Here is a 12,283-nt window from a genome sequence, read left to right on the forward strand (position 1 = left end):
CGCGTGTAGATGCATCAGAGTCGGCGAACGTCAGTTTCCGTCATACGTCCTGGAACGGTTGTCGCGTCGATGAAGATGCGATGCCAGACTTCGAGCACGAGAAGAGACCAGAGTCGGGTGCTGTGATCAAACTGCCCGCTCACGTGCTGCTCCACCAGGTTGCGAATTCCCTGTTCGTTGAAGTAGCCGCGATCGATCGCCCGCTGACTGAGCAGAATGTCGTACAACAGCGGTTTGAGTTCCTCGCGGAACCAGTGATCAACCGGCACGCCGAAGCCCATTTTGGCTCGCTGCAGAATCGGCTCCGGGATGAGATCGCCGAACGTCTCCCGCAGAATCCGCTTCCCAGTCCGGCCCTGCAGTTTGAAGTCGACAGGTAACGCGCAGGCAAGGTCGGCGACATGCTGATCGAGAAACGGACTGCGACACTCCAGACCGACCGACATGCTGGCGATATCGACCTTGGTCAGAATGTCGTTCGGCAGATACGAAATCTGATCAACCCCCGCGGTCTGCGAGACAAGATCGATTGGCTCGGTCAAATCGTACAGCTGATCCATCCAGTCTTCCGGCGTTGCCCCCGGCAGTGAGGACGCAAAATCGCCGGAGTAGAGTGCGTTCCGTCGCTGCGGATCAAAATAGCAGATCCACGTCATGTAACGTCGGCGGGGATCGAGGGCGGCTGTCGTCAGAAATCGCTTGAGTCGTCGCGTAAAACTCTTCTGGCGGATCGAAGCCGGCATCTTTCGCCAGAGCGGATTCTTAATCAGCATCCGCAACGGGAGCGGGAGCGCATCGAGACGTTCTCCGAGCTGGACCGCTCGATAGCGATCATAGCCCATGAAGAGTTCGTCGCCTCCATCGCCGGTTAACGCAACCGTGACGGCTTCGCGTGTGAACTGGCAGAGGGCCATCGTGGGAATCGCGGAATTGTCCGCGAATGGCTCTTCGTACTGCCAGACCAGCGAAGGAAGCGAATCCACCGCAGAAGGGGAGACGACTTTCTCGTGATGATTCGTGCCGAGATGTTTCGCGGCCATGCGGGCATAAGAACGCTCGTCGAAGTCCGGGACGTCGAAGCCAATCGAGAACGTTTCCACGGGTCGATCGAGTTCCCGCTGCATCAGGCCGGTAATCAATGTGGAATCGATCCCGCCCGAAAGAAAGGCTCCCAGCGGAACATCACTGCGAAGTCGCAGCCGGACCGCTTCCGACAGGGTCTCCTTCAACTTCTGTTGAGCCTGCTCCGGCGTGAATTTCCGGTAGCTGTCCCGCAGAACCTGACGTTCTGGCGCGGGATCACGCATCGACAACGGAGACCAGTACTGCTCCACCGAGAGATCGTCATTCGACCAGACCGCCAGATGTCCCGGTAGCAGCTTGTTGAAACCTTTGAGGATCGAACGAGGAGCCGGAACGTACTGCCAGGTGAGGTAATGATTAAGAGATTCCGGATCGACTTCGCGCGGAACGCCCGGCAGCTGCAGGATGGCTTTCATCTCACTGGCAAACAGCAACCGGCCCGCTTCCTGCCGGTAAACAAGCGGCTTCTGCCCGAAACGGTCCCGTGCCAGCATCACTCGCGATCGAGGACGATCCCAGATGGCGAATACAAACATCCCCCGCAGGTGATGCACCATGGCCGTGCCGTGCTCTTCGTAGAGGTGGACGAGCACTTCGGTATCGCTGTCGGAATGAAACCGGTGTCCCTGGCTGAGCAGCGTTTCACGGAGTTCGCGGTAGTTGTAGATCTCGCCGTTGAAGATGACGCCGACCGACTCGTCTTCATTCCACATCGGCTGCTGACCGCAGGCAATGTCGATGATCGAGAGCCGGCGATGTCCCAGTGCTATGCCGCCGGTCGCCGTCTGCTCCTGATGCAGACCGTCGGCATCCGGCCCGCGGTGAGTGATCGCGGCTGTCATCTGCGAAAGCTGCTCGCGCGAGACGGCCTGTCCGTTGCTGGTCCAGATCGCTCCGCAGATGCCGCACATGGTTGGTCTTTCGTGCCGGGGGGCGCTAAAAGCGTCGATGCCTACGGGTCCCGGCGGTCCACGAGCAATTCATTGTAGAGCGAGCGATGCTGGTCGATCATGGCCTGAACCGAGAATTCATCGAGCATCTTCTGACGGGCCGCGGACCCGAGTCGCTCGGCCAGTTCGCGATCCAGCTTGAGTTGCCGCAGAGCCGTCGCAAACGCGGCACTGTCGCCGAGAGGCACGACGATCCCGGTTTCGTTGTGAGTCACGAGTTCCCGATTGGCGGGGATATCGGAGACGATCACCGGCAGACCAGCCGCCATCGCTTCCATGAGGCTGTTCGACTGCCCCTCGAACTCGCTTGCCAGCCAGAACGCATCGATCCCGGCAAGAAACTCATCGGAGTCCTCCTGATGCCCGGGAAACTTCACGCAGTGTGCGATGTCGTACTTGTCGGCGAGCTCGAGCAGATGTTCCCGTTCCGGACCGACGCCGGCGAACACGCCCTGCACATCAGGCTCGGCCATATTGGCCAGATGCATTGCCCAGAGAAGGCTTTCCAACCGCTTCTGCCGGGCAAGCCGACCAATCGAGCCGACGACGAACGCCTCTTTGGGAATCGCGAGCTGATCTCGCCATGCGGTTCGAGCGGAATCGTCAGCCGGTGTGCTTCCGCCTTTTCCTACCCCGTTTCGGATGACGCGAATCAGAGAGTCGGCCACGCCAAGCTCGCGGTAGAACTCGGCCACACTTTCCGAATTGACGACCATCGCATCCATCGATGTTTTCAGACGACGATCCAGAAACAGCTGCCACGAGGCCTTCCAGGAATCGACGCAACGCTCAGCGACAACGCATTTCCACGTCGAGCGGCGGGAATGCAGCATCCGCACATGCGTGTTGGCGGAAAAGAGCCAGCTGTGCACGATGTCCGGTCGAAACCGACGGATCACCTGTCGCAATCGCCCATGGGTCACCGGATCGACCCGCAACCGCTTATTGAGAACAGTGACCGAAATCCCGGCGACTTTGAGCTGTTCTTCGAAATAGCCGCCCCGGTTGAGGGCGACCACGTGAATCTCGTGTCCTTCCGCAGCCAGACCGGTCGCCAGGAGCGTGAGTTGCTTCTCGGCTCCAGACTGATCGAGAGTGGGAAGGACGTACAGAATTCGGTGGGAACTTGAGCTCAATTTGACGAAATTTCTTGTGCAGCAGAAAGGGCAGCGACCCTGTGCGAAAAGTCCGAATATATCGGAAAAACAAAGTGCGGGGAAACGCCGTGTTATGCCGATTTTTCTAAAATCTGACATTGACGCAATATAGTGTCCTGATCAACATGCAATCGGTTATCAGCTCCCGGCGGTCACCAACGTGGAATCGTTGTGGGGAAAAGTGGTTTCGCTCGAAAGTGCATCAGGCGATTTCGAACCGAGCCGTGGATCCGGCCGATTGATCTTTATTCCAGGGAAGGGATGAAAGTGAAGATTCAAGGTTTCAAGTCGCTTTTGAGAAAGTCCGGTCTGGCGACGGCACTCTCGGCGCTCATCGTTGCCCCTGCTGTGTATGCTCAAGGCGTTTCCGCCCAGTCGGTGAGCCTCTCCCAGGAGCAGGTTAAATCACTCGATACGGCTCAGGCTGCCTACGATGGTCGCAAGTACGATCAAACGATCTCTCTGGCCAACGAAGTCCTGAAGTCGAGCCCTAACCAGGACCGTGCCCTGTTCCTGCGAGCCAGCGCTCGGGTCGAACTCGGCATCGATACCGGCAACGCGGCGATGATTCGCGACGGCGTCGCCGATGCCCGTGCTTCCATCGAAGCCTCGCAGTCCAAGAAGCCCGAATATTACCTGCCGTACCTTTACGGCATGACGAACCTGTCGCTGATCGAAGAGCGTGATGAGCACGCCCAGGCTTCGATTAACGTCGCCAATCAGATTCTCGAACGGCTCGAGATGACTCCGCAGCACCGCGCGAGCATTCTTTACCAGCGCGGTCTGGCCAAGTTGCAGGTCGACGAAACGATCGATGGCGGAGCGGCGGACTTCAAAGCTGCCATCAATCTCGAGCCGAAGCACATGGCTTCGATGACCGCTCTGGCAGACGCTTACGCGATGTCCGGCAACAACGATGAAGCTCTGGCGACGTTCAATCAGTTCGTCACCACCTTCCCCGAGCACCCGATCGGCTACAACAACCGCGGTATGTTCCACAAGGACCTCGGCAACAAAGACCAGGCCGTGACCGACTTTCGAAAGGCTGTCGAACTGGAGCCGAAGTTCTTCGTCGCTCACATCAACCTGGGCTACATGCTGGCGGAAGCCGGAAAAGCCGTGGAAGCTCAGCAGAGTTTCAGCAACGCGATCGCCCTGCAGCCTGAAAACCCTGCTGTCTACGCACTGCGAGCCAACGCTCTGCTGCGTCAGGGGAATTCGAAAGATGCGATCACCGACTACCAGAAGGCAATCGAACTGTTCCCGAAGAACCCGATGGCTCACGCCGATCTCGGCTTCGCTTACTTCTTCCTGAAGCAGTACGACATGGCCTTCAAGCAGTTTGATGAAGCCATCAACATCAACGGTCGCCTGCGATTCCTCGATCCGTGGATCTACGCATCGATGGTCCTGTCCGGCCGTGCTCAGGATGCCAACAACCGCTTCGCCGGTACAGTCGCCAAGCCGGAAACCGAACGGGACTGGATCGACCTGGCCACTCTGTACCTGATGGGTAAGATCGATGGAGAATTGCTCCTGTCCAAGGTCAATCCGGAAGACCCACAGGCCGCTGCCGCTCAGAAATGTGAAGGCAACTACTTCATCGGTCTGCGGACCACGAACCTGACCGGCCGCGATTCTGCGGTTCCTTACTTCCAAGAAGCGCTCAAGACTGGCGTCAGCCATCTGTCCGCTTACCGGGCTGCTCAGTTTGAACTGCAGCAGTTCTAAACTGCCCGCAGCAATCTGAAACCAACGACGGCAGCCTGTTAGCGGGCTGCCGTTTTTTTGTGGGATGAATGAGCTGCAAACTACGGGAACGTGAGAGCAGTTGCATTTCAAAGTGAGTCTACAGAGCTGCGTCCCATGGACATTGCCGGTGCGCCCAGGCGCACTCTTCGGGCCAGTCGCTTTCTAAAGGTCGCTTCATGACGGGTGCATCGGAGTTCTGGCTGGATTGCTTCAAGGATGCCGGCGTCACCGAGGAAGAACTCGCTGATTGGGAAAATGCCCATGGGGTTACCATCCCATCATTGCTGAGACGGGCCCTGCTGGAACAGAACGGCGGCCTTGTTATGCGAGGTAAGGATCTAAGAATCAACCGGTTGGATGAGATCCTCCCTCCCGATGCGGAGTTCTGGGAGTTCGCCGATCACGAACTCGAAGAAGGATGCGACGACTACAACCGCAGCCTGGTTTTCTGGTTCGGCTGCGACGAGCATCTTGGAGGACGGTTCCTCATCGACTTCAACGAGAGTGGACCGCGTTCCGAGCCGGTTGTCCTCGAGTACACCTCGGATCCGGGTGAAGCTTGTGTCATTGCCGACACTTTTGAGGACTTCATCAACGAACGGACCACTCGTGAAGACGCTCCGCTGTTCGCATGGAGCGAGACTGAGACACTTGATGACGTGATTGCACGCCAGACGATCGACCTTGCCGCGGACTCTCACCTGCTCGTTCGGCTGGAACAGGTCCTTGGTCGAAAAGAGGGTCGTCTGGTGCTCTACGTCCACGAGCTAACCGGCGAGGAAGAGCGTTACGAGCGGATCTTCATTCCCGAGCCGCTCGATGCGACAATGTCGACCGTTCAACGCTGCCGCCCCGCCCCGGCTAACACGTGGTTTCTTCACCTGTATCCGGTCGACGCAGACGGGATTGAGAGTGCCACCTCCGTACGAGTTTCCGACGAGGACGAATGGGACAACGAAGAAGCCGACGGCGTTCCCGTGTATGCTACGTTCGAATCGAACAATCGGGACCTGTTGAAGCAGATTCGTCAACAACTGCTCGGGTAAGAATAGCGGCGGCATCTCGCCGACGAATGTGTTCGACTACGGCGTTTGGGGCGAATCGCCACTGGATGTACCGCATCGAAGTATTGGGACAGATCCCGCACAACCCCTCCCCAAGCCGTCCCTTCGGCGGCAGGATGCCGCCGTTACGATGGAGTCCGAACTGCGGACGGGAGCCTGCCCGATGGGGCGGCGGCCGTAATGGCTAGCTTGTCAGGTTCTCTGCGACGTCCGTTCGGTAGGCTGTGAGGCCGGGGATGAAGCCGACGAGGGCGGCCAGCAGAATCATGATGGGAATGAGCGTCAGTTCGAGCGGATCGAAGATCAGCGGGTCGATCACGAGTCCCGTCCGAGCCGTGACGATGGGAGCGGCGGCGATGATCAGTCCATGTCCCAGCAGAATGCCGGCGATGCCTCCAATCAGACAGAGAATCAACGACTCTGTCAGAATGATTGAGAAGACCTGCATCCGGTCCGCTCCGAGTGCTCGCATGATTGCGATTTCCCGCTTCCGCTCGGACATCGAATTGTAGATGCTCACGAAGATGCTGATCCCGGAGACCACAATAATGATCCCGGTCAGATACAAGAGAAGGATCCGCACATTGCCCACGAGGTTGTTCATCAGCCGTTGCATCGGACGGATCGGATTGACGGCCTGGGCCTTAAAGCCTTCCCGCAACTGGGCGGAGAATTCAATCGCTCGCGACTGAGCCAGCGTCGGCCGCTTGGGGTCTTCTTTCATTCGCACCAGAATTGCCGTGACTTCCTTCTGCAGGTCCGGCGTCGGATGATCGTGATGGGCATGGTCGTGGCCCGAATGATCGTGATGGGCGTGAGCCGCCATTTCTTTCAGGTCATCGGCATGGTGCTCTCGAACCTGCTCAACGGTTTCTCCGAAAAATTCCGCCTCGCGAGCGATCGCTTCTTCAACCGGCTTCTCATGGCCGGAGATCGCGAAGAATCCGGACAGGTTCACGAAGACCGTGCGGTCGTTCGGCGTGCCTGTCGGCTCGAGAATCCCCACGATTGTAAATCGTTCGTCATGGACGTGATCATCCTGGCCGGCGTGAACCATTCGGAATTCGTCGCCAACGCTCCAACCGTTGACGCGTGCCACGGTCGCTCCGACCACGGACTCCCATTTGCCGCGGGGCCATTCGTGACTCGTACGGAATTTCCTGCCTTCGGCATACTCAACGCCGAAGTACTCGACCGTCGTGCCAAGAATCGGGAAGCCGCCCTCTTCCGTCGAGTCTCCCAGGGCAATCGGAATGGCCACGCCGATGTGCTTGTTCTCTTTCAGTTCTTCATAGTATCGCCAGGGGAGGTTCTCGATCGGAGGAGAGATGCGGAAGATCGTGTTCAGCACCAGATCCAGCTCGCTGCCTTTCGGACCAACCACCAGATCGTAGCCGATCCGCTGCAGGTCGAAGGATTGCGTCACGATCTTGTTGGCCACGAGGACGGCGATCATCAACGCCACACCCAGCGCGACGCTCAAAGCCGTAAGCGAAGAGGCCAGAAGTCGCTGGCGGATACTTTTCAGAGCGATGGAAAACAGATTCATGGGAGCAGGCAAACCGTAGACAGAAGGAAGGAACATGAAGCAGGTCGACGGTGTCGAACTACGTCTTCTGCAGAACCTGGTTGAAATCGGCCAGTTGAACCACGCGATCGAACCGCTCAGCAATTTCGGGAGCATGCGTGACGAGCAGCAGCGAGACGTTGTGTTCGCGGCACATCTGCTGAATGAGGTCCAGAATCTTATTCTGGTTGGCGGGGTCGACACTCGCGGTCGGTTCATCGGCCAGCATCAGATTCGGTCGATTGGCCAGCGCCCGGGCGATCGAGACCCGCTGTTGCTCGCCGACGGAAAGCTGTCCCGGACGATGGGTCAGGCGATGTCCCAGGCCCACCTTTTCCAGCAGATCTTTCGCATGCTTACGATCGGCTCGCCCGCGGGCGAAGCTCATTCCCAGCAGGACATTCTCGAAAGCCGTGAAGGCGGGCAGGAGGTTGAAAGTCTGATAGACGAAACCGATTCGTTCGGCTCGAAAGCGATCCCGAGCGGCTTCTGGCAGGCGGGTGATCTCGACGTTATCAATCAGAACCTGACCCGAATCGGGCGTGGTGATGCCGGAGATAATATTGAGAAGCGTGGTCTTCCCGCCCCCACTGGAGCCGACCAGGGCGGCCTGTTCGCCGGTTTTCAGCTCAAACTCTGGCACGTCGAGGACGGGCAGTTTCTCGCCGTTCGGTTCCCGGTAGCTTTTGTGAATCGAGATCAGTTTGAGCGACATGCGGGGCCTCGGGGGTTGAAACGCGAATCAGCTGGTCCGGCTGAGCATCATATCGAATCAGGTTCAGTTATCGAGGTCTACGCCGGAAACGTCCGATGCGTTGGCAGTTCGCTCATTCTCGAGACAATTTTAGAGCCGCCTCGAATCGGCACACGTCGATTTGACCGGGAAGTTCAAGCCTTCCGTGGAAAACTCGTGCAATTTGGGCTGCCTGCCCGGACGAAATACCGGTTTTCGACAGCGGGCGGCTGATCGGCCAGTTGAGAATCGTTTTTCCAATGGTTAGACTGAGCCCGAATTGCTTTCGCTGTGTCCTGACAGCCATTGGCATCTGTAGCGAGATCACGAGGGGCGATGTACGCTCCCGGTCTCTGCTCTCCCAGGCAATCGGAGTGATGCGGACCGTCGCTCCCCTCTGAATTCGGACGAGATTTCCTATGAAACATGTGTTATCGGCTCTGGTGATGAACCAGCCCGGCGTCTTGGCGCACATTTCCGGAATGCTGGCTTCGCGAGCATTCAACATCGAAAGTCTGGCTGTCGGCGAAACCGATATCCCTGAGTTTTCGCGGATGACCTTTGTCGTAAGCGGTGATGATCGCGTCCTCGACCAGGTCCGTAAGCAGCTCGAGAAAATTGTCACCGTGGTCCAGGTGATCGATTTCTCCAAGCGAAACTACGTCGAACGCGACCTGATGCTCATCAAGGTCCGCACGGAAGGGACCTCCATGACCCAGGTCAAAGAGCTGGTCGAAATCTTCCGCGGAAAGATCGTCGACGTGCAACCGCACCAGGTGATGATCGAAATTTCGGGGCCGGAATCGAAGATCGCGGCCTTTATCGATGTCATGCGTCCGTTTGGCATCATCGAGCTGGTTCGCACCGGCCGGATTGCTCTGACTCGCGAGAATATCGAGCTGGCAACCCTGCGTGACCGCGAGCCTGTCAGCACACCGGTCTAGGATTATTCGTCTCCTGTAAATCTCACTTTCGACACCACCGTCGTTCTCCTTCCAGTATCTGAAAGCCTCACACAACATGTCGATCAAAGTTTATTACGATGCGGACGCCGATCTCTCCCTGCTGAAAGACAAGACCATCGCCATTCTCGGCTATGGCAGCCAGGGACACGCCCAGGCCCAGAACCTGCGTGACAGCGGCTGCAACGTAGTCATCGGACAGCGCAAGGGGAGCCCGAACTACGATCTCGCCGTCGAGCACGGATTCGATCCGATGCCAGTCGATGAAGCCACCGATGCCGGCGATCTGATCAACATTCTCCTGCCGGACGAAGTTCAGGGCGATGTGTTCCGCGCTCAGATCAAGGACCGCCTGAAGCCGGGCAACCTGCTGATGTGCTCACACGGTTTCAACATTCACTTCGGCCAGATCGCTCCGCCGGAAGGTGTTGATACCGCTCTGGTCGCTCCCAAGGGCCCCGGTCACCTGGTTCGCAGCGAGTACGTCAAAGGGGGCGGAGTTCCTTCGCTGATCGCTCTGGGCGATAACGCTTCGGAAACCTCCCGTCAACTGGCTCTGGCATACGCCAAGGGCATCGGCGGTACCCGCGGTGGTGTGATCGAAACGACCTTCGCTGAAGAAACCGAAACCGACCTGTTCGGCGAACAGGTTGTGCTCTGCGGCGGCGTTTCCGCTCTCGTCAAAGCTGGATTCGAAGTGCTGGTCGAAGCTGGCTACCAGCCGGAAATGGCTTACTTCGAATGTATGCACGAACTCAAGCTGATCGTCGACCTGTTCTATCAGGGCGGCCTGAACTACATGCGATACAGTGTTTCCAACACCGCTGAGTTCGGCGACTACACACGCGGTCCTCGGATTGTGACCGAAGAAACCAAAGCCGAGATGAAGAAGGTTCTGAACGAAATCCAGACCGGTGCCTTCGCTCGCGAATGGATCCTCGAGAACAAGGCCAATCAGGCTGGCTTCAAGTCGGTTCGCCGTCGTGAACGCGATCATCAGATCGAATCAGTCGGCCGCGATCTTCGCCGCATGATGAGCTGGATCGATTCCAAGGAAGTCTAAGCAGACTTTGTTCGTTGCTGTCTCACAGCTTCGAACATACCAACAACCGAAAACTCCGCAGCCGACTATCAGAGCTGCGGAGTTTTTTTCGTTCAGGCGTCGATGTAACCTTCTCGAATCGCCAGACGGGACAGATGCACCCGATCGTGCAGGTGAAGCCGCTGCATGATGCGATACTTGTGACTGTCGACCGACTTCTGAGACAGTTTCATCTCGCAGGCGACTTCTTTGACCGTCTTGCCTTCCGCAAGATGAATAAAGACTTCGAGCTGCCGTTGTGTCAGGACATTCTCAATCGCGTCGGAGTTCAGCTTCAGGCACGAACCGGTCGCGTCGAGTTGCCGCCGCACTTCGAAGGCCCAGTACTGCTTGATGCGGCCATCGAGCAGACTCTCGACAATCGAAACGATCTCGGCGGGGGTGTTGTTCAGCGAGATACACCCTTTCGCCCGATAGCGAATGGCCCAGCTGAGCCAGGACGTCTTATAGTTCCGACTCAGGAGCACGAACGGAACGTGATGCTCTGAGAGACGCTGCAGTAGCTCCGGCGTCTGCGTGGAATTGTCTGCAGGATCCACAATGGCCAGAACTCGTCGCCCGCTGAACTCCCGCAATGCCTCTTCGACCTGCGTGGAGTCTGCATTCTCCAGCCCGCACGATGCGTCCTGGAATGCCCGCTGCAGAGCCTCGGTGACAAACGGATGCTGCGGGAAAAGAACCGCCACAGGCCGCACCGAACTCGTGGAACTTAAGCTTTCAAAGGCCGAACGGGAGTGGCTCCGATTTCGAGTGCTGTTTGCTTGAATCATCGTACGTACTTCTTCCAGAATGAAAGATGGAGATACCCTGAGATGTGAGTTGCTTGAAGATGTGTCATTCTCCATTAATTCCATCGTCCAGCGGTGCATGGCTGGATATGTCTCAGGTTCGCCAATTGACGCCCACCAGCAATGGAAACATGTACATTAACGTAGCCGATCAGCGTGGCCACGAGGCGCCGAACTAGCAAAGCGGGTGGAAAACCCGCTGTTGGCGCAAGCAAACAGCGACGTCGAGCGAGTCCCTCAGGGACTGTTAATCACTGGGGACTGTCAATCATTGGGTATTGAGCTTGGAGACCGCGTCGCTCAGGATCTCGACGGCCTGCATGTCGATCGTGATCTCCGAACGCTTCTGGAATTCGTCTCGTGAGTCCCCCTCGGTCTTCACCTCCCGATCGATCCGAACCTTCCACTGGACCGTTCCCAGAGGCATCGCGTCGGAGATCCAGACCTGAGAGAAGTTGGTCACGCGGGAGCTGAGATCCTCGATGTTCGTCTGGCAGTCGACACGCTGACAATCGTATTCACCCGCCGTGATATTCACGGTTTCTTCGCCAGCAACCGTCAGATGTTCATTCAGCAGGACCTGGGACAGCAGCGGGAAGACCTGCAGGACCGGCAGAGCAAACGGCTCGGCGTCACGATTGCCGATCTTCTGGAAGCCCTTTACCACGGGCACGAACGCATGGGGAACATCGGCCTGGAAGAACTCGAGGCCATTGATGGCCGATTCGGGCACGAGAACTTTGTAGATTCGCGTTCCTCCCGGGCCGGCTTCCAGAACACCATCAACCTGCTGGCCAGTCGTCACTTCGTACTCCAGCCAGACACAAGGAATATTCTCGCCCTGAAACTCAGCCGATTCGCGGTCCAGACAGCGAATCTCAAGCACGCGACGCCACTGCAGAGAAATATCGCCCTGCTCGCTCTGAGGCCGGAATGTGACCTGACGATAGTCTCCGCTGTAGCGGACGGCTGTGCCGGATTCGGGCAGATTCCAGACAAGCCCCTGGGCCGCCGCCGGACTGGCGAGGGTCCCCAGGACCAGCATGGCTGCGATCACAGCAAATCGAGCAGACCGACGCAGACCGGAGAACAACATGCGGAGTTCCTTCAGAGATTTCTCGTATC

10 protein-coding genes are annotated in these 12,283 nt (G+C 57.7%); 4 read left to right on the plus strand and 6 right to left on the minus strand.

Going from position 1 to position 12,283, the window contains the following annotated elements; all coding sequences use genetic code 11:
• Positions 1 to 14: 14 nt before the first annotated feature.
• Together asnB and L1A08_RS02845 are read right to left on the minus strand one after the other, a co-directional pair.
• On the minus strand, positions 15 to 1,994 hold the full coding sequence (gene asnB / locus L1A08_RS02840) for an asparagine synthase (glutamine-hydrolyzing) (protein WP_238753980.1): 1,980 nt from the start codon (positions 1,992 to 1,994) through the stop codon (positions 15 to 17).
• A gap of 41 nt (positions 1,995 to 2,035) precedes the next feature.
• The gene (locus L1A08_RS02845) at positions 2,036 to 3,169 is read right to left on the minus strand and encodes a glycosyltransferase (RefSeq protein ID WP_238753982.1); all 1,134 of its coding nucleotides are present in this window, start codon (positions 3,167 to 3,169) and stop codon (positions 2,036 to 2,038) included.
• 288 nt (positions 3,170 to 3,457) lie between these two features.
• Here L1A08_RS02845 and L1A08_RS02850 point away from each other — a divergent pair, with 288 nt between their 5' ends.
• Positions 3,458 to 4,921, plus strand: coding sequence for a tetratricopeptide repeat protein (locus L1A08_RS02850; protein WP_238753984.1), 1,464 nt, complete (start codon positions 3,458 to 3,460; stop codon positions 4,919 to 4,921).
• Between the two features lie 197 nt (positions 4,922 to 5,118).
• The gene (locus tag L1A08_RS02855) at positions 5,119 to 5,988 is read left to right on the plus strand and encodes an SMI1/KNR4 family protein (protein ID WP_238753986.1); all 870 of its coding nucleotides are present in this window, start codon (positions 5,119 to 5,121) and stop codon (positions 5,986 to 5,988) included.
• 202 nt (positions 5,989 to 6,190) lie between these two features.
• Here L1A08_RS02855 and L1A08_RS02860 read toward each other — a convergent pair whose 3' ends face one another.
• Both L1A08_RS02860 and L1A08_RS02865 read right to left on the minus strand, forming a co-directional pair.
• The gene (locus tag L1A08_RS02860) at positions 6,191 to 7,591 is read right to left on the minus strand and encodes an ABC transporter permease (RefSeq protein WP_238753988.1); all 1,401 of its coding nucleotides are present in this window, start codon (positions 7,589 to 7,591) and stop codon (positions 6,191 to 6,193) included.
• A gap of 22 nt (positions 7,592 to 7,613) precedes the next feature.
• Positions 7,614 to 8,288 carry an ABC transporter ATP-binding protein gene (locus tag L1A08_RS02865; RefSeq protein ID WP_238753990.1) on the minus strand — a complete coding sequence of 225 codons (675 nt, stop codon included), beginning with the start codon at positions 8,286 to 8,288 and terminating at the stop codon, positions 7,614 to 7,616.
• A gap of 437 nt (positions 8,289 to 8,725) precedes the next feature.
• On the opposite strand from L1A08_RS02865, the gene ilvN reads away from it, so the two are divergent.
• Together ilvN and ilvC are read left to right on the plus strand one after the other, a co-directional pair.
• Positions 8,726 to 9,250: an acetolactate synthase small subunit gene (gene ilvN / locus L1A08_RS02870; protein ID WP_238753999.1), complete on the plus strand. Its 525-nt coding sequence runs from the start codon at positions 8,726 to 8,728 to the stop codon at positions 9,248 to 9,250.
• 76 nt (positions 9,251 to 9,326) lie between these two features.
• Positions 9,327 to 10,331, plus strand: coding sequence for a ketol-acid reductoisomerase (ilvC, locus tag L1A08_RS02875; protein ID WP_261362704.1), 1,005 nt, complete (start codon positions 9,327 to 9,329; stop codon positions 10,329 to 10,331).
• Between the two features lie 92 nt (positions 10,332 to 10,423).
• On the opposite strand, the gene L1A08_RS02880 is transcribed toward ilvC, so the two are convergent.
• The gene (locus L1A08_RS02880) at positions 10,424 to 11,056 is read right to left on the minus strand and encodes a response regulator transcription factor (protein WP_238754001.1); all 633 of its coding nucleotides are present in this window, start codon (positions 11,054 to 11,056) and stop codon (positions 10,424 to 10,426) included.
• A 370-nt stretch (positions 11,057 to 11,426) separates the two neighbouring features.
• Positions 11,427 to 12,254: a hypothetical protein gene (locus L1A08_RS02885; protein ID WP_238754002.1), complete on the minus strand. Its 828-nt coding sequence runs from the start codon at positions 12,252 to 12,254 to the stop codon at positions 11,427 to 11,429.
• Between the last annotated feature and the right edge of the window lie 29 nt (positions 12,255 to 12,283).

Source organism: Rubinisphaera margarita, from assembly GCF_022267515.1.
GTDB classification, from domain to species: Bacteria; Planctomycetota; Planctomycetia; order Planctomycetales; family Planctomycetaceae; genus Rubinisphaera; species Rubinisphaera margarita.

What these genes read in the sequence shown, in the direction of transcription:
- asnB (WP_238753980.1), bottom strand. Translation starts at nt 1,994, where the DNA reads ATGTGCGGCATCTGCGGAGCGATCTGGACCAGCAACGGACAGGCCGTC.
- L1A08_RS02855 (WP_238753986.1), top strand. Translation starts at nt 5,119, where the DNA reads ATGACGGGTGCATCGGAGTTCTGGCTGGATTGCTTCAAGGATGCCGGC.
- L1A08_RS02860 (WP_238753988.1), bottom strand. Translation starts at nt 7,591, where the DNA reads ATGTTCCTTCCTTCTGTCTACGGTTTGCCTGCTCCCATGAATCTGTTT.
- L1A08_RS02865 (WP_238753990.1), bottom strand. Translation starts at nt 8,288, where the DNA reads ATGTCGCTCAAACTGATCTCGATTCACAAAAGCTACCGGGAACCGAAC.
- ilvN (WP_238753999.1), top strand. Translation starts at nt 8,726, where the DNA reads ATGAAACATGTGTTATCGGCTCTGGTGATGAACCAGCCCGGCGTCTTG.
- ilvC (WP_261362704.1), top strand. Translation starts at nt 9,327, where the DNA reads ATGTCGATCAAAGTTTATTACGATGCGGACGCCGATCTCTCCCTGCTG.
- L1A08_RS02885 (WP_238754002.1), bottom strand. Translation starts at nt 12,254, where the DNA reads ATGTTGTTCTCCGGTCTGCGTCGGTCTGCTCGATTTGCTGTGATCGCA.